The sequence below is a fragment of the Occallatibacter sp. genome (genome assembly GCF_049582745.1).
Classification (GTDB): Bacteria; Acidobacteriota; Terriglobia; order Terriglobales; family Acidobacteriaceae; genus Telmatobacter.
Window position 1 is genome coordinate 81,709 of record NZ_JBAUUO010000063.1, and the last position, 17,599, is coordinate 99,307.

Sequence of the window (17,599 nt, forward strand, 5' to 3'; positions counted from 1 at the left end):
GCTGAAAGCTATCTCATCCTTCCAGCAGTTTCACCAAACCCGCCTCATCCAGCACCGGGACCTTCAGCTCCTGAGCCTTGTCGAGCTTCGATCCGGCTTCTTCGCCGGCAACCACGTATGTGGTCTTTTTACTCACCGAACCGGAGACCCTGCCACCCGCCGCCTCGATCCGGGCCTTGGCCTCATCGCGCGTCAGATTCGGAAGCGTTCCGGTTAACACCAGCGTCATGCCTGCCAGCTGGGTTGTGCGCTGTTTTTTCTCGGCGGTCATCTTCACGCCGGCCGCCTTCAGGTGATCGATCAGTTCGCAATTTGCCGGACGCGCGAAGAAATCCGTAATCGCCTGCGAGATGCGTGGCCCAACCTCCTCCACCCTCTCCAGTTCCTCCGCGCTGGCTTTCATAATGGCATCCATCGACCCGAATTCCTGTGCCAGCAGCTCTGCCGTGCGTTCGCCCACAAATCGAATGCTCATACCCATCAACACGCGCGCCAAACCTGCATGTTTTGAATTCTCAATCTCTTTCAGGAGTTTCTTGATCTCGACCGGCCCGAAAACCCGCTGCCGCTTCTTCACGCCGTTGCGTTCAACTTCCTGTGTGAGGGCAGCCAGCTTGTCCTCGTTCAGCGAATAAAGGTCTGCAACGCTTTTAACAACTCTTTGCGTGGTCAGTTCGTAGACGGACGCTTCGCCCAGTCCTTCGATATTCATCACCCCGCGGCTGGCCCAGTGCTCGACGGTTCCGTGCAGCAGGGCAGGGCAGTCGACATTCACGCAGCGATAATCCGCCTCGTCCTCTTCGCGCACCACGGCGTTGCCGCACACAGGACAACGGGTCGGAAAAACGAAGCGGTGCTTTCCGCGCGGGTGCTCTGCATCCTCGACGATAGCGGCAACCTTGGGAATGACATCGCCGCCGCGCTCCACCTTCACGTAGTCGCCGATCTTCAGCCCCATGCGCTCTATCCAGTCGGCGTTGTGCAGCGTGGCCCGGCTGACATTTGCCCCGCCTACAAACACCGAGTTCAGCATCGCCGTCGGCGTCAACTTGCCGCTGCGCCCCACCGTGATCATGATGTCGTACATTTGCGTGACGGCCTGCTCGGCCGAGAATTTGTAGGCAATGGCCCAGCGCGGAGCGCGACCCGTATACCCCAGACGCTGCCGGGTCGCCTGTGCATTCACTTTGAACACGACGCCGTCAATGTCGTAGCCGAGGGTCGCTCTGCGCTTTCCCGCAGATTCGATGAATTGCATCATCTCATCGACGGTGTGCATTTTTCCGCGATGCGGATTCACGCGAAATCCGAGTGACGTCAGCGCATCCAGCGTTTGCTCCTGCCCCATCGCGGCATACTCCCCCTGCGTCAGCAGAAAGTATGCGTACACATCGAGACGCCGCTGCGCCACCACGCTGGAATCCTTGGTTCGCAGTGTGCCCGCCGCTGCATTGCGCGGATTCACCGCCGGCGGCAATCCTTCCGCTTCGCGCTCCTTGTTCATCTTCTCGAAGGCCTTCAGCGGCATCACGGTTTCGCCGCGCACCTCAAAGTCCGGAGGCACGCCCGCCTCCTTCAACCGCGCCGCCGAAATGCTGAGCGGCACGCTGCGAATGGTGCGCACGTTCGTGGTGACGTCTTCGCCGACTTGCCCGTCGCCGCGCGTAAGTCCGCGCGCCAGCAGCGCACCCCCACCCGGAGCCGCTTCGTAGTGCAGCGCCAGGCTCAGCCCGTCGAGCTTCAACTCGGCGGTGTACTCCACTGGCAGATTGCCCGCAAGTTCGCGAACCCGCCGATCCCAGTCGCGCAGTTCTTCCTCGCTGTAGGAGTTATCGAGGCTCAGCATCGGCCGCGTGTGCCGCACTTTCTGGAAGCCTTCCGCCGGCTTGCCGCCGACGCGCTGAGTCGGCGAGTCCGGCGCTACTAGCTCGGGATGCTGCGCTTCCAGCCTCTTCAAATCGTTCATCAGCGCGTCATACTCTTGGTCGCTGATCGCCGGGGCGTCCAGCACGTAGTAGAGGTGCTCATGCCGCCGCAATTCCGTGCGCAACTCCTCAATGCGCTTTTGTGCCTGTGCTTTGCTCATCTCGCCCATGGGCAGGATTATAGGGTGCCGCAGGCTATGTCTTCGACGGACGAACTGCTAACCTGCTGACTCGCTATTTCCCGCAAAGCGGGAAGCTAACCCGCTAAAACGCAATTCACACAACCTGGCTTTCGCGAACTCGGCTCGAAGCGCAGCTAACGCCGCAACGCGCCCCTAACCCCGCTAATCGGCCTTCTCCGCTACCATGAATTGCAGTACGCCATGGAGCCCATCACTCACTTCCTGACCGGCGCTTGCATTGGACGCGCCGGTCTCAATCGCAGAACTGCCTATGCCACGCTGGCTGCCGTGCTGGCCGCCGAAGCTGCCGACCTCGATGTGCTCTGGGGATTCGCCGGCCCGGTCGAAGAACTCAAGCATCATCGCGGCATCACGCACACCTTCATCGCCGTGCCGTTCGTGGCGGCCGCCGCTGTCGGTGCAACCTGGATCTACCACCAGTGGGTCAAGCGGCGCCGCGCACGGCGAGCGAAAACCATGACGCCGCCCGAGCCGGGTGCGCCGCCGCGCCTTCAGCCGCAGCCGGTGCGCTGGCTCTGGGTTTATTTGGCGGCGACGATGTCGGCCCTCAGCCACATTCTGCTCGACTGGACAAACAACTACGGCGTGCGTCCGTTCTTTCCCTTCAATCCGCGCTGGTTTGCGGGCAGCTTCGTATTCATCGCCGAACCGGTGTTTTGGATGCTGCTCTCCGCCGCGCTTATCGTCCCCGGCATCCTCGGCCTCGCCGAGCGCGAAATCTCTTCAAAGCGCACGCCATTTCGCGGACGCGGCTGGGCCATCTTCGCGCTCTCTGGCATGTTTCTGCTGCCGTGCCTCCGCTATGTTGAGCACGCCCTGGCGATTGGCCTCATCGTCAACAATCCCATTACCACCAATCCCGTCGACCGCATTGCGGCCGAGCCCTACCCATGGAATCCGTTTCGCTGGCACGTGATTGTCGAAACCCAAAACTACTATCAGTTTGCAGAGGTCAACACTCGCACCGATGACGTCGACAGCGACCCGCAGACCGACCAGCTCTTCAAGCCGCCGGACACGCGCGCCGTCGAGGCCGCCAAGCAAACCGAACTGGGCAAGGTTTATCTCGACTGGGGCCGCTGGGCGGTTGTACAGGACATTGGCCAGGTCGAAGTGGTTGGCATCGACCCGCCGCGGCTTCCACCAGGCCGAATGTGGACGACCGTCGAGTTCACCGATCTGCGTTTCGGCTACGATTTTCGAGGAAACGGGAATGCCCGTCCGCCCTCCGGCCTTGGCGGGGCCGTCTACATCATCGACAATCGCGAAGACGGCGGCGAAGAGATGGGCGGGCGCGAACAGAAGTGACCTGAATCCGATGAGCATTGATGGCGGTGAAGCTGGGGAGGTTCTCTACGCCCGCTTCCGGCTGTGTGCCCGCGTGCTGCGCCCCGCCTTGTGCGCATGACCACGACGCGTCGTCGTCGCCACCTGCCGTGTTGCCACAGCGTGTCCATGCCGCCGATGCACAACCGCCGGCCGCAGCACCGCGCCCACGCGCTGCTCCGCCGCTGTCGGATCATCGCGATACGCCGGATCGAGCATGGCAATCACTGAGATCGCCCGCGAGCGATACTTGTGCGCCCACTGGCTTCCCGTCAGCGACTTCTGTACGCTCAGCCAATACTCGGGCGACTGGTCGAGCGTGGCCGGAATGTTCTGCGAGGCCTCCACGAACATAGGGGTCTCCACCGTCGCAGCCCTCGGTCCGGGGCCGGGGTTGATTGTCGCCAGGAACGCATTGAAGTGCTCGAGGTTCACGCCCATCTGATAAACAAGCTGCGCCATCGCCATCTGCTGCGGACCCGTCATCTGGTCGAAATTCCGGCAGTAAGCGTGCGCGTTGTAGATCGCCTGGATCGCACCGACACGGATGAGTTGCATCGCTTCGTCATCCGAGATCTGGGCCGGAAGGCTGAAGAGATGACGCCGCCAGGTACGCTTGCTCCACTCCCGCCTGCGTTCGTAGAACACCTTTAGCAAGTCGTCAAGCCGCGCCGGATCGAATCCCGCAGCCTGCCAAAGCTCGGCCGACGACGGTTCGAGAAAGGGGTGCGGATTCAGCGGATCGGATTGCGGATGTTCGCGAGCCGGCAGATCGAGGCTGAACCCCGCACCAATCAGCGGCTGGCTCGTCCTCGGGTCGGGATAGGCTGCGAGCACCCAGCCTTCATGGCGGTGATCGCGCAGAATGTCGAGCAGCTCGTTCAGGTCGAACTTGATATCCGTGTCCTTGAAGCCCTCGATCATCTGTACGGCCGAACTGGACGCGGCTTCAGATTCAGCCTGCGAAACCGGCGGAGCCGGGGCTACGGCAGGCGTTGCGGGCGCCGGCGCATCGGCTATCGGCGCGCTCTGCGCCCATGCCGGAATTCCGAGGCCGAAAGCCAGCGCGGCGATCATGAAGGTCTGCTTAAGCTTCACTGAAATCTTCCTTCCTCTAACAATGCGTTAAATCCTCGCCGTGCGCAACGCCTCGGGCGCCCGAACTGCGCAAAGGTAATTAGCCTGTTCAACACCGTCGTCACCGGCTTGTTGCTCCAGCCCCGGTTTCTGAGGCCGTTCCCCCGGCAGGATGAAAACTTTTATTCATCCTGCACCGCTTAACGGTTGACCACCCGACTTTGACGCACGAGAATGAAGAAGTCGCGTTCCGAACCGGTGCAGTCACCCGGTACTCCGCAATCAGAGGTTCCCATGCCCGCTTACCTGCTGCTGGTTTTTGCCATTCTTACCCGTGTTGTGCCGCACCATGGCTGGCTGAACTTTACAGCCGTCGGAGGCGCCCTGCTTTATTTCGGCGCGCGGCGCTCATGGCGCGAGATGCTGGCTCCCCTGGCTGCTCTCGTGGCTACGGACTACTGCCTTACCGTCTTTTCCTATCACTACAGTTTTGCCTGGTCCGGCTACGTGACCACGTGGGCCTGGTATCTCGCGGTGATGGTGCTCGGCGTTATTCTGCTCAAGTCGAAGACCACTTGGCTGCGCGCCGGTACGGCCGTGGTGCTCGGACCCACTTCATTCTTCCTCATCTCCAATTACGCAGTCTGGGCAATGTCGAGTCACCCGGTCTGGATCCCCGGCGACATGTATCCGCATACCCTGTCTGGCTTGATCACCTGCTATGCGGCCGGGGTGCTGTTCTATCGCAACGACCTCCTATCAACGACGATTGTTGTCGGCCTCGCATTCGGCGTTCCCGTGCTCGTGCGCAAGTTGCGCATGGAGCGTAGCGCCGGTGTTGTCGAAGCCAGCTAATCACGAATTGCACTCAATCATTAGTTCGAATGCCCCTTGTTGCATTTGCTGCACCTTGCCGTAGGGCCATGCCGTCCTGATTCTTTGCGGAACCTGTAAGCCCGCTTCATCTGTGCGAGTGCTTATGTCCGATTCGAATCCCGAAGTCGACGTCTACGGCTACATCCTGGAAAAGATCGACACCGTTCCCCATCTTGAGGCGGTGATCCTGCTTTGGAACAGCCGCCCAGTGGGATGGACGGCCGAGGAACTTGCTTCCCGCCTTTATCTTCCGACGGAAAAGGTAATCGAGATTCTCAACGATCTGGTTCGCCAGCAACTCGTACAGCAGAATCCCTCATCGCCGTCAAAGCACTCCTACCTGCCCCGCAATGCGGAACAAGATGAGTGGATGTATAAAGTCGACGTTGCCTACCGGCGTGAACTGGTCCGCATTTCCACCATGCTTCATACAAAGACATCGACCTCCATCCGCGAATTCGCGCGCGCATTTCTCATCAAGAAAGATCGAGATTGATGACTCTGGCCCTGGATGTACTTACGCTGCTCACGACCGTCCTTTGCGCCATCCTGCTGTTGCGCGCCTATCAGAACGTGCGTCGCAGGCTGTTGCTGTGGAGCGGGCTATGCTTTGCGGGCATGTCTGTCGCCGCGCTGCTCCGCATCGCAGACTTGCGCGTATTCCTATCGACCGATCTGTATTCGTACCGCCTGGGCGTGACGGCAATTTCGATGGCGCTTTTGCTGTTTGGTCTGATCTGGGAGAGCCAATGAGCCCAATGACCCATCCCATTTTGGATTTTTTCCTGCTCGGATTCATCGCCGCATGCTCATTGGTGGCAGGGCTTTTCTTCTTCAAGTTCTGGAGAGCGACGCGCGACCCGCTGTTTCTTGCCTTCCTCGTCTTCCTGGTCGTTGAAGGATGCACGAACGCAGCCATTTTGAGCCTTGCGCACCCCAACGAGGGAAACCTAGTCGTCTTTGGTTTCCGGCTATTCTCGGTGGTCGTGATGCTGGCGGCCATCCTGTGGAAGAACATGGCAAAGAAGAGTTGAAGGTGAACTGGCACCTATAAAGCCGATTCAGCGCTGGATTACTGGAATTCATTCCTTTCAACGGAGCTCTCCCGTTCGCCGCTTCCGCATCCACCAAAATCCGAATCCGATGACCGCCAGCCCACCCACCACCAGCAGCGCCGTTAGCGCGTGGTGCTCCACGATCCCCACCGCGCCCGGCCCGAGCTTGATGACGAGAAGCGAAAGCACCAGCCAGCGCACCAACCGGCCCGCAAACACGGCCAGCATGAATGGCACGACCCGCATCTCGAAGACGCCGGCGGCGAAGACGAAAGCCTTCCAGGGGGTAGGGGGGGGGAGGGCCGAGGGAATGGCCATGGCGAGGAACTCCTGCTTCTCAAAGCGCAGCTTCATGCGCTCGTAGCGCTCGCGGTTCACGCGCTTGAGGATGAACAGTTCGCCGCCGGCCCGGCCCAGCCCATACGGCAGCAGCCCGCCGATCGCTGAACCAAACGCCGCCAGCAGGCAGTAGGCCCAGAAGTGGCCCTGATCCTTCCACACCCAGACGGCGATAAGCGCGTCCATGGGGACGGGAATCGTGGAGGAATCGAGCAACGCCACCACGCCGGCGCCCAGGATTCCCCACTTGATGAGCACGGGAAGGAGTACCAGCTTCCATTTGAGCCAAACTACCTGGAAAAAATGCTTCAAAAACGTCCCTTTCGCCTCCTAAAACGTCCATTTAGAAAGATCAATTGTACGGTCCGGAGTTCTTTGCGTGTGCGATTGGCTGCGAACGCCGGGAATGAGAGAATAGAGCAGAAGGACTCAAAGCAGAGCTGGCCGGGCGCACGCACCCGCGGCAGCCGCAGCACGCATGCATGCCCACCAGTGAAGCAAAACACACCGCGCAAGAGCCCGACGAGCCAGTGGCGATCGCCCCGAAAAGGGCAAGCACGGGTCCTCTGAATTTGGCTTTTCCGGCCTTAGACGTGCCGTATCAGCAGGATGGCGGATCTGCGGATAAAGAATCTCCAGAGACAGATGAGGGCGGCGGGCGCGCGGTCCGTCGCGGAGCGGCCACTTCGCGTTGGGTAGACTACGACACCCACGAACTGCTGGAGATGATCACCGAGCTCGAAGACGAGCGGCGCTGGGCACGGCTGCGCGAAGGCATCTGGATCGCTGTGCTTATCCACATTTTGCTGCTTTCGGCTATTACCTGGATTCCGCGCTATATTTTCCATGTCACGCCCGTGATTGACCCGTTTGACGCCATCAAACAGCGTAAGGACCTAGCTTATCTCGACTTGCCCCCGGACTTGATCAAGAAACTACAGCCCCATGTGCAGGTGAAGCCGGTGCCGGAGCAGCAGCAACATGTGGACAAGAAGACTCTGGAATCCCTGAACAAGCCTGCTCCTCCGCCCCCGGTGGCTGAGCCGCAGCCGACCGCACCACCAGAACAGCCGGCGTTGACAAGTCCGACTCCCAAGATTGAACCGGCGCCGCGGCCGGCAGAGACTCCAAGACCGGAAGCAGTTCCGGCGCGGCCGAACTTTGCCATGGGCTCGTCGAATCCCGCAGACCAGTTACAGCAGGCGATGCGCGGAGCCCGTTCCGGGCCGGGAGCAACGTCAAATCCAAGTGGAACGTTGCCGATGCATCCTGGCGCCGGCACGGGCGGCGTGCAGATCCTCTCTGACCAGCAGGGCGTCGACTTTAGCTCGTGGCTGCTGCGTTGGCACCGCGAGACAGAGCGTAACTGGGATCCGCTGATTCCGGAAGAGGTGAATCCGCCGATCCTGAAGAAAGGCGCGGTAGTGGTCCGCTTCAAGGTGCTGCCCAACGGGCGGCTGATGGACGGCAGCATGGTTCTGGAGGGTCGCTCTGGCGATACAGCCCTCGACCGCGCCGCGTGGGGCGCGCTGACCGGGTCAAACTATCCACCGTTGCCCAGAGACTTCCACGGGCCCTTCCTGGAACTGCGCGCTATTTTCCTGTACAACATGGAACCTGGGCACTAAGTTCGAGAGCTTGCCGGGTGATTTTCACTGAGAGGCCGGTTTCGCGGGGGGGCATACGCAAATCCAATCAAATACTATCCACATATTCGTGTAAATGCAGCTTCTAGCGAGCCACTCATGAAGAAAATCTGCATCTAAAAGCAAATAGGTATTTCCTGTTGATGGCCGCGCGCACCGCACGAGAAACTCTCGATTCACTTCGCGTCACGCTTCAAAAACTTGAGCAGACCACGGATCCCGCGTCCGATGGGCAGGATGTCGCCGAGTTGAAACAGATATTGTTGAACCGCATCGCTGAGCTCGAAACGCTGCAAGCCTTGCATCAACCGGAAGAGGTAGCCCCGCCGCCGGCTCCGTCCGACCTGCCCCCGATTATCATCGCGGCCGAGGAAGAGCCAACGAAAGAAGCCGCGGATCTTACCGAGTTCAAAAAACTCGACTAGACAATTTTGACATTCGCAATATGGCCATTACGCGCGACCTAGGCTGTCGCATCCATGGTTGGCTCTTCGGCTTCGATACGCGCGTCTTGAGGCGGGTCCAGCGGGGGGGATCCGTGGGTAAGTTCAATTCCGTCCTGCATGAGCAGCGCGTCGTAAACCGGAATCGGACGCCAGTGCCGGGCCAGGGCGAATGCGCTCATGTTGGCGATCATCAGCGGCAGCACCAGCCCGTAACCTCCGGTCATCTCGAAAACAATCAGGATTGAAGTCATGGGCGCGCGAACAATACCCGCGAACACGGCACCCATGCCGACGACCGCGAAGGCTCCAATCGCATCCTTGGGATGGTGAAAGACCGAGACGTCGATAAAGCCGACAACGCCGCCCAGCATAGAGCCGATGAAGAGCGCCGGTGCAAAGATGCCGCCCGATCCGCCGCTGGCGTAGGAGCTTACTGTTCCAGCGAGCTTCAGCACACAGAAGACCGCCATGAACACCACGGGCATGGTTCCTGTGAGCGCGAGTTCGAGGGTTTTATAGGGATCGCCGGCAATGCCATTGAGATGAAACAAGTAAAGCGCAAGAGCCGCCATCGCACCTGTGGCCAGTCCGCCAATTGCTGGATGAACCCATTTTGGTACGCTCTTCCAGCGTTTGAAGAAGGCGCGCAGGTTCAGCAGCCCGTCCGTAAACATAATGGAGACCACCGCGGCCAGAATTCCCAGCAGCGCATACCAGATGAGCGAAGAGGAAGCGCCAAGATCATAGTGGCGCGGCATATAGAACACCGGATTCGAGCCCAGGACCGAATGCTCGACAACTGCGGCAAGAGCTGCCGCCACGATGACGCCGGAAAGCATGGTCTGATCGAGATCGCCAATCAGCTCCTCAAGTGTGAACGTAATGGCGGCGATGGGTGCGTTGAAGGCTGCCGCGATGCCTGCAGCCATGCCGACCGAGGCCATGCGGCGGCAATTCTGCGGACTGAGGCGAGCACCGCGGGCCATCAGACTGCTGACGCCGGCGCAGATCTGGACCGTAGGGCCTTCCAGGCCGAGGGATGCGCCCGCGCCGATCTGAAAGGCGCAAAGCACGAATTTGCCAATAGTTTCACGCAGGGAGACCAGGCCAGAGCGCAGCGCGAACGCCACCTTGACCTGGGGAATCCCGGAACCGGCGGCAGCCGGCGCCCAGTAGGTAAGGCCGAGGCCGGCAATCAGGCCGCCCACACCCGGCGTCAGGATCGTCAGGATGATCCACCAATAGCCGGGGGCATGGTTGGCGCGATTAATCAGGAGATTTTCAAGCCAGGCGATGGAAAGGTGAAAGGCGACGGCGGCCAGGCCGCATACACCTCCCGCAACGATAGTAACCGCCAGCAGGCGCTGGCGTTCGTTTGCCATCCTTTGGGTAAACCAGGCTAAAAAGCGCGTAGAAAGATCGCGCAACCATCTCGCGTCGCTCAAGTCTCCAATGTCCTCGGGGGAAAGACGTGCACCTTTCAGTATAGAATGCGGCGAACAGGCGAGTTCGCACATTGGGATGACGGCATCCTGCGATGGGGCGCGTTGCCGAAACGGCGGCGGAACAATTGGCCTACGGCTTCGGCTCCGTCTGCTGCATAAACTCTGCAAGATAGTTTTTCCAGACGGCGGCGGCGGTGTGGGTTCCGTGGCCGCGGGTCTGGTCCGAGATGGGGATGAGGATGAATCGTGCGTGCGGCATCCGATTGACCATCTTTTCGGCGATGCCAAGCTCCGGCGGATTGATAAAGTCGTCAGCGGAGTTGATCCAGAGCACGGGGTCGGTGATGGTCTCAAGGCGCGGGCTGGGATCGTAGTTCCGGCTGGCGTTAAGGTAGTAAATCATGTCATTCGCATCCGGCGCGGGGCGCGCCAAATAGCGATCGACATACTGCTCGGCGGCTTCGCGTGTTGGCGCCTGCTTCTGCATCACCAGGGGAGCGGAACCCATGACGAGAAGAATTGTCCCGGCAAGGCGCAGGCCTTCAGCCGGCTCCGTGGTGTAGTCGCCGTTCTTCCATGCGGGGTCGAGCTTGATGCCCTGGATGCCCATGTAACGCATCATGCGGTTGCGGCCGGCGATCTGCACTGGAAGACACGCGAAAGGTGCGAGCGCGTCGGAGAAGCCGGGATAAGTTTCGCCCCACACGAACGTCTGCATGCAGCCCATGGAAGTACCGAGAATCAGGCGCAGATGGTCGACGTGCACTTGGTCGAGCATCATGCGCTGGCTGCGCACCATGTCGTCGTAGTCGTATGCAGGGAAGTGCATGCGCAGCCCGTCGGAGGGCTTGGAGCTTTGGCCGTGTCCGATGTCGTCCGGCAGGATGATGAAGTATTTCTGAATGTCGAGGATGCCGCCAGGGACGAACAGCACATCGGAAAAGATTGGATTCAGCAGCGAGTGCGCGCTGCCGCCCGTGCCGTGCAGCAGCAGGACGGCATTGTCCACATGACCGGCCGCGTTGCGTTGCGGTGTGCCCAGCGTGAGGTAATGCAGCTTGAGTTCAGGCAGCGTTTCGCCTGTGCCTAAGCGGAAGTTGGGTAGGGTGACGGTGCCGTCCTGTGTGGGCCAATGGGACGCGGGTAGTGCCGGAGCGGCGGGGCTCTGACACAAGGCGACGGCCGAGGAACACAGAAACGCGGCGAATGCGAGTCGAGCCGCAGAGTAAAACATGGAAAACCTCCGTGGGTTTGGATCGAGCGTAGAGGTTGAGGTTACCGCACGCAAGTGGTCGAAAGCGACGTGCATCTTGCATCCCTTCAGGTTTGTATTTCCAGCCGTACCAAAGGCGCGATAAAATTCTAGCGTCAGGTATGTGCTGCGATTTCCAACTTCCCGCCCAGCCGCCGCTTCGGCGCTTTCGCCGCGGACGCCACGACCGTGGACGCTAACCCCGCGCGCTGAGTAATCTATTGCCGTTGAATTCTTCTCCTCCTGGGCGTGCCCAATTGCCGCCCGGAGGAGTTTGCGCGGCGATTCTTCCGCCAAATGAGATTGTCTGACCATCCGCCTGTGAGCGGATAGAAAGGTCCCGTAATGAGTACCGAAATCAGGAATAGCTTCAATAGCCGCGCCACTCTCAAGTCCGGCAGCAAGACCTACACCATCTTTCGCCTGCCCGCTTTGAGCGCGCGCGGATTCGACTTGGGCCGGCTGCCCTTCAGCCTGAAGATCCTGCTCGAAAACCTGCTGCGCCGCGAAGACGGCGTCAACGTGACCGCCGCCGACATCGAGTTTCTGGCCAGGTGGGATGCCAAGGCCGAGCCAAGCCGCGAGATCGCGTACATGCCCGCGCGCGTTCTGATGCAGGACTTCACCGGCGTCCCGGCAATCGTTGACCTGGGCGCGATGCGCGACGCCATCAAGACCCTTGGCGGCGATCCGGAGCGCGTCAATCCGCTTGTTCCCGCAGAACTCGTCATCGACCACTCGGTGCAGGTGGATGAGTTCGGCACTCCGCAGGCATACGAAGCGAATTCGCTGCTCGAGTTTCAGCGCAATCGCGAACGCTATGCATTCTTGAAATGGGGCCAGACCGCGTTCCGCAACTTCAGCGCTGTGCCTCCGGGCATGGGCATCTGCCACCAGGTGAATCTCGAATACCTGGCGCGCGTGGTCTTCACCACCGAGGATGAAGAGGCGAAACAGAACCAGCTAGCCGCCCCAGAATTCCAATCTGTGCTCACTGGCTATCCGAGCAGCGAATTCGCCAACCTCCGAGCTACCCGAGAGCGGTTCGCTTACCCCGACACGCTCGTCGGTACTGATTCGCACACCACCATGATCAATGGCCTTGGTGTTCTGGGATGGGGCGTCGGTGGCATCGAAGCCGAAGCGGCAATGCTCGGCCAGGCCGTAAGCATGCTGGTGCCGCAAGTTGTTGGCTACAAGCTGACCGGCAAGTTGCGCGAAGGCGCCACGGCTACCGATCTCGTGCTGACTGTAACGCAGGCGCTGCGCAAGCTCGGCGTGGTCGGAAAGTTTGTGGAGTTCTACGGCCCCGGCATTGCCGCACTTCCCCTCGCCGATCGTGCCACTATCAGCAACATGGCGCCCGAGTACGGCGCGACCTGTGGAATTTTCCCCGTCGATGCGGAGACGCTGCGCTATCTCAAACTCACCGGCCGCAGCGATGAACAAATTGCACTGGTCGAGGCTTACTACAAAGAACAAGGTTTGTTCCACACCGAAAGCTCGCCCGAGGCGGAATACACGCAGACCCTCGAACTCGACCTCGCCGCCGTCGAGCCCAGCGTCGCTGGACCGAAGCGCCCCCAGGATCGCGTTCTGCTCAAGGACGCTGCAGAAATCTTCGCGAAGCAATTGCCGAGCCTGCTGTCGCCGACCGCGAAGCCTCTCGGCACGCGCACCGCGTCCATGTGGGAGCCGACTGCCGTTAAGGACATCGCTCTGGCTGTTGGGGCCGAGGACAATGAAGGCCCGGCTACTTCAACGGCCAACACCAAGGCTGCAGAGGAAGACAAAACCTTCAAAACGGGTCCGATAACGACTACAGTAAAAGAGCGCTTCAACATCGATCCCGACAAATATCTCGATCACGGATCGGTGGTGATTGCGGCGATCACAAGCTGCACCAACACGTCGAATCCGTCGGTGATGATGGCGGCGGGAATCCTCGCCAAGAAGGCAGTCGAGAAAGGGCTCACGGTTCCTCCCTGGGTGAAGACCTCGCTGGCGCCGGGCTCGCGCGTGGTCACCGACTATTACCAGAAATCCGGCCTGCTGCCCTACCTTGAAAAGCTACGCTTCAACGTCGTGGGTTATGGCTGCACCACCTGCATCGGCAACTCGGGGCCGCTGCCTGCGGATGTTTCGAAGAGCATCGACGAGCACGGCCTGGTCGCAGTCAGCGTGCTTAGTGGCAATCGCAACTTTGAAGGTCGCGTGAACGTGGATGTCCGCGCGAACTACTTGATGAGCCCGCCACTTGTCGTGGCCTACGCCCTCGCCGGACGCATCGGGCACAACTTCGATTCAGAGCCGCTCGGCAAAGATCAGAAGGGATCGCCGGTCTACCTCAAAGACATCTGGCCATCGCAACAAGAGGTCGCAGCCGCGATCGAAAAGGGAGTCAGCAGCGAAGGATTCCGCAAAGAGTACGCGACGGTGAGCGATGGTGACGCAAGCTGGCAGGGCTTGAGTTTCCCCACGGGCAACGTCTACAAGTGGGAGCCGGACTCGACCTACATTCGCCAGGCGCCGTACTTCGACGGCATGAAAAAGCAACCGGCTCCGATTACCGACATTCTCGGCGCGCGGGTGCTGGCAGTGCTGGGCGATTCGGTAACCACCGACCACATCTCGCCGGCTGGATCCATCAAGGCCAACGGGCCGGCGGGGAAATATCTTGCGGAGCATGGTGTGAAGCCGGCAGACTTCAACTCGTACGGCTCGCGACGCGGCAATCACGAGGTGATGGTGCGCGGAACGTTTGCCAATGTGCGCCTCCGCAACAAGCTTGCGCCGGGAACCGAAGGCGGCGTCACGCGCCTTCTACCGGAAGGCGAGCAGATGTCCATCTTCGACGCCAGTGTGAAGTATGCGGAGCGCAAAATTCCGCTCGTAATTCTTGCCGGAAAGGAATACGGCTCCGGCTCGTCGCGCGACTGGGCCGCCAAAGGCCCAAACCTGCTCGGCGTGCGCGCCGTTATCGCTGAAAGCTTCGAGCGCATTCACCGTTCCAACCTCGTCGGAATGGGCATCCTGCCTTTGCAATTTGAAGAAGGTCAGAACGTCGAATCGCTCGGCCTCTCAGGCGAAGAGGTGTTCGACTTCGCCGGGCTTACAAATCTTCTCAAGTCGAAGTTTTCGAACGGCCACACGCTTAAGGTGAAAGCAAAAAGCGCCGATGGAAGCGTGAAGGAATTCAACGCCAGGGTGCGCATCGACACGCCGCAGGAGATCGAGTACTACGAGCACGGAGGCATTCTGCTCTACGTGCTGCGGCAGTTGGCCGCGAAGTAGTTTGCGGCCCCGATCCTTCGGCGCTAAAACTGTCGAGGGATCGGGCACCCGGTTCTCGCCCTGTTACGGATTTGAAATCTTCGGCGGATTCGGCGATGGATACTGGCGCAGTGGCTTCGTCCTGCGGCGACGGGGCTTCGGTCCCTCTGCACGCGATTCCGAATCACGTGCCGGCTCATCTTCATGAGGAGCGAAGAAACGGACGCCTTCCTGGTTGTGCTCGCCCAGAACGTGCAGGCGCAGGAAGTTGGTTGAGCCGGACTTGGTGCGCGTGCCGGCGACAATCGCGATCACTTCACGATTGCGCACGTAGCCATGCTGCTCCAGCAGGCTCTCGGCGACGTCGACCAGCGCTTCAGTCGAGTTGACCTTAGGGCAGCGAATCGGTGTCGTGCCCCACAGCAGATTGATCCGGTTAATGGTGATGTCGACCGGGCTGAGCGCGAAGATCGGCGCGGAGGGATGGTACTTCGAAAGCTGACGGGCCGTCGCGCCGGACTCGGTGAAGAGCGCGATGCCGCGCAAGTCCAGATCGTCTGCCGCATGCGCGGTGGCTTCGCAGATGGTCTCGGCGATGGAGAGATGCGTCGTGCGAAGGAGTGGCTCGTTCAGGTGGTCTTCCCTGATGTGGCGCTCGGCTTCGCTCACAATGCGGCCCATCATCGCGACCGCCTCAATGGGATACTTGCCGACCGCCGATTCGCCCGAAAGCATCACAGCATCCGTGCCGTCGTAAACGGCATTCGCCACGTCGGAAACCTCGGCACGCGTGGGCCGCGGATTCTCAATCATCGATTCAAGCATTTGCGTCGCGGTGATTACCGGCTTGAAGTACTCCGATGCGCGGCGGATGATGTGTTTCTGAATGGCTGGTACCTTTTCTGGAGGAACTTCAACGCCGAGATCTCCGCGCGCGACCATGATCCCGTCAGCAGCCTGCAGAATGCTGTCGAGATGCTCGATGGCCTGCGGCTTTTCGAGCTTGGCGATGATCCAGGTTTCGCTTCCGTACGCCGACACGCGATTGCGCACGAGGCGAACATCTTCCGCGGTCCGCACAAAGGAGACTGCAATGGCATCCACGCCATTCTTTAGAGCGAACTCCAGGTCTTGCGAATCTTTTTCAGTGAGCGAGGGAACGCGTACGGGAATGCCGGGCAGGTTGATGCCCTTGTTTTCGCCGAGCATGCCTCCGTTGATGACTTCACAGACAACATCGGCGCCGATGACCTCGTGAACGCGGAGTTCAATGAGCCCGTCCGAAAGCAGAATATGGGAGCCCTGCTCCACGTTTTCAGCGAGCGTTTTGAAGGTAGTTCCGACCAAGGAAGCAGTTCCGGGGACATCGCGCGGAGTGATGGTAAGCCGTTGACCCGCTTTGAGTAGAACCGACTGGTGGTCCTTGAGCTTCGATGTGCGGATCTTGGGGCCTTGCAGGTCGCCGAGGATGCAAAGCGGCTTGTGCTCTTCGCGGCTGACTTTGCGAATCATCTGGATGAGCGCAAGTTTTTCTTCATGGGTGCCGTGCGAAAAATTCAGACGGACAACATCGATTCCTGCCCGCACTAGATCGCGAAAAACGGGCTCGGTGTTCGAAGCTGGACCGAGCGTGGCAACGATCTTGGCACGGCGCTGGCTAGGATTTGCGTTCAGGTTCGTATCGGCGAACGGCATGATATGACTCCAGAAGATTTCGGTAACAAGAGATTTCGGTAAGAGGAATAGGGGATGTATGAGTGCGGTTAGCTTCATTATACAAAGTCGGCTGATCGCAAAAGCCTCCGCCTCATCGTGCAGGCGCGGCGGCACCGCAGTCGGTGCCTCAATCACCGAGGGAATCTGCGGCAATCGGCGTAATCCATCAAAAGCGATTGTTGCGCTCGCGAAAGAGAACGCCGTTGAGTTCAGCGCCAAGCAGAGCGCTGAACGACGTGATGTAGAGCCAGACCAGGGTGGCAATGCCCGCGCCAAACGATCCGTAAAAGATGGTGTAGTCGGCGATGCGAGTGACATACCAGCCAAAGGCGAGCGTTGCCGGAAACCAGACTGCGCTGGCAGCGACCGCGCCGGGCATGACGAGCAGCCAGTGCTCGAGGCGCCGGGTTCCGAAGTGGTACAACGTCCCAAGCACCGTGACACTCGTGATGAAGGCGAGCGTCCAGCGCGCCAGGCGCCAGAGAAAAAGTACGACGTGGCGCAGATCGTGTCCGGTTTTGAAGACCATCCACAGTTCAATCGCACGGCCAAATACCAGCAGAAGCGTGGCCAGCGCGAGGGGAACGAGAACGATAAAAACGAGGAAAAGCGCACGGAGACGCCTCTCCCAGAAGCCCCATTCGCTTCGCGGAAGCCGGTATGCGCGACGAAACCCCTCCATCAGGGTCAACATCAGACCTAATCCCGCAAAGACGCTCAGCGTGATGCCCGAGGCGATGAGGCGCCCCGGATGCGGGTTACGCTCCTGAAGAGAAGAGAGCAGCAGGCGCACGGTATCCGCGGGAAGGATTTGCCCTGAGACCCAGCGGATCTCGCCAACCATCGTGGGGCCTTCTGGCACCTTTGCCACCAGCGCGGTGAGAACGATGAATGCCGGAAAGAACATCAACATGCCGGAATATGCTGCGGCCTTGGCTGTGTTGAGCACGTCGTGCTCGACAGCCAGAAAGACCGCCTTCCGGAAATGGCGAAAAATCGGACGCATCAGAATCCCCTCAA

15 protein-coding genes are annotated in these 17,599 nt (G+C 60.1%); 8 read left to right on the top strand and 7 right to left on the bottom strand.

All coding sequences use genetic code 11. The annotated features are described in order from the left end of the window. Positions 1–13: 13 nt before the first annotated feature. Positions 14–2,086 (bottom strand): NAD-dependent DNA ligase LigA, encoded by a 2,073-nt coding sequence (gene ligA, locus WCA10_RS09715; RefSeq protein ID WP_472822310.1) that lies wholly within the window; start codon positions 2,084–2,086, stop codon positions 14–16. Positions 2,087–2,308: 222 nt separating this feature from the next. On the opposite strand from ligA, the gene WCA10_RS09720 reads away from it, so the two are divergent. Further along, positions 2,309–3,436: a metal-dependent hydrolase gene (locus WCA10_RS09720; RefSeq protein WP_472822311.1), complete on the top strand. Its 1,128-nt coding sequence runs from the start codon at positions 2,309–2,311 to the stop codon at positions 3,434–3,436. A 45-nt stretch (positions 3,437–3,481) separates the two neighbouring features. Here WCA10_RS09720 and WCA10_RS09725 read toward each other — a convergent pair whose 3' ends face one another. Further along, positions 3,482–4,552 (bottom strand): lysozyme family protein, encoded by a 1,071-nt coding sequence (locus tag WCA10_RS09725; protein ID WP_472822312.1) that lies wholly within the window; start codon positions 4,550–4,552, stop codon positions 3,482–3,484. Positions 4,553–4,825: 273 nt separating this feature from the next. Between WCA10_RS09725 and WCA10_RS09730 the strand changes: the two genes are divergently transcribed. The 4 genes from WCA10_RS09730 (at position 4,826) to WCA10_RS09745 (ending at position 6,441) form a co-directional block, all read left to right on the top strand. Next, positions 4,826–5,386 (top strand): DUF6580 family putative transport protein, encoded by a 561-nt coding sequence (locus WCA10_RS09730; RefSeq protein WP_472822313.1) that lies wholly within the window; start codon positions 4,826–4,828, stop codon positions 5,384–5,386. Positions 5,387–5,510: 124 nt separating this feature from the next. After that, a complete protein-coding gene (locus WCA10_RS09735) occupies positions 5,511–5,903 on the top strand; it encodes a hypothetical protein (protein ID WP_472822314.1) in 393 nt (130 codons plus the stop codon). Then, complete coding sequence (locus WCA10_RS09740) at positions 5,903–6,160, top strand: DUF5985 family protein (RefSeq protein ID WP_472822315.1); 258 nt, start codon at positions 5,903–5,905, stop codon at positions 6,158–6,160. The genes WCA10_RS09735 and WCA10_RS09740 overlap by 1 nt, the downstream gene beginning before the upstream one ends. Next, on the top strand, positions 6,157–6,441 hold the full coding sequence (locus tag WCA10_RS09745) for a DUF5985 family protein (RefSeq protein WP_472822316.1): 285 nt from the start codon (positions 6,157–6,159) through the stop codon (positions 6,439–6,441). Before WCA10_RS09740 ends, WCA10_RS09745 begins: the two co-directional genes overlap by 4 nt. 57 nt (positions 6,442–6,498) lie before the next feature. On the opposite strand, the gene WCA10_RS09750 is transcribed toward WCA10_RS09745, so the two are convergent. Then, positions 6,499–7,113, bottom strand: coding sequence for a YqaA family protein (locus WCA10_RS09750; protein ID WP_472822317.1), 615 nt, complete (start codon positions 7,111–7,113; stop codon positions 6,499–6,501). Between the two features lie 170 nt (positions 7,114–7,283). On the opposite strand from WCA10_RS09750, the gene WCA10_RS09755 reads away from it, so the two are divergent. Both WCA10_RS09755 and WCA10_RS09760 read left to right on the top strand, forming a co-directional pair. Next, positions 7,284–8,429: a hypothetical protein gene (locus WCA10_RS09755; RefSeq protein WP_472822318.1), complete on the top strand. Its 1,146-nt coding sequence runs from the start codon at positions 7,284–7,286 to the stop codon at positions 8,427–8,429. 161 nt (positions 8,430–8,590) lie between these two features. Next, on the top strand, positions 8,591–8,872 hold the full coding sequence (locus WCA10_RS09760) for a hypothetical protein (RefSeq protein ID WP_472822319.1): 282 nt from the start codon (positions 8,591–8,593) through the stop codon (positions 8,870–8,872). Positions 8,873–8,910: 38 nt separating this feature from the next. On the opposite strand, the gene WCA10_RS09765 is transcribed toward WCA10_RS09760, so the two are convergent. Both WCA10_RS09765 and WCA10_RS09770 read right to left on the bottom strand, forming a co-directional pair. Further along, positions 8,911–10,275: a chloride channel protein gene (locus WCA10_RS09765; RefSeq protein WP_472822320.1), complete on the bottom strand. Its 1,365-nt coding sequence runs from the start codon at positions 10,273–10,275 to the stop codon at positions 8,911–8,913. A gap of 193 nt (positions 10,276–10,468) precedes the next feature. Continuing rightward, positions 10,469–11,572: an alpha/beta fold hydrolase gene (locus WCA10_RS09770; protein ID WP_472822321.1), complete on the bottom strand. Its 1,104-nt coding sequence runs from the start codon at positions 11,570–11,572 to the stop codon at positions 10,469–10,471. Positions 11,573–11,935: 363 nt separating this feature from the next. Here WCA10_RS09770 and acnA point away from each other — a divergent pair, with 363 nt between their 5' ends. Further along, positions 11,936–14,884 carry an aconitate hydratase AcnA gene (gene acnA / locus WCA10_RS09775; protein WP_472822322.1) on the top strand — a complete coding sequence of 983 codons (2,949 nt, stop codon included), beginning with the start codon at positions 11,936–11,938 and terminating at the stop codon, positions 14,882–14,884. Positions 14,885–14,947: 63 nt separating this feature from the next. On the opposite strand, the gene pyk is transcribed toward acnA, so the two are convergent. Further along, on the bottom strand, positions 14,948–16,558 hold the full coding sequence (gene pyk, locus WCA10_RS09780; protein ID WP_472822323.1) for a pyruvate kinase: 1,611 nt from the start codon (positions 16,556–16,558) through the stop codon (positions 14,948–14,950). Positions 16,559–16,745: 187 nt separating this feature from the next. Further along, positions 16,746–17,585: a YihY/virulence factor BrkB family protein gene (locus WCA10_RS09785; RefSeq protein ID WP_472822324.1), complete on the bottom strand. Its 840-nt coding sequence runs from the start codon at positions 17,583–17,585 to the stop codon at positions 16,746–16,748. Positions 17,586–17,599 lie beyond the last annotated feature (14 nt).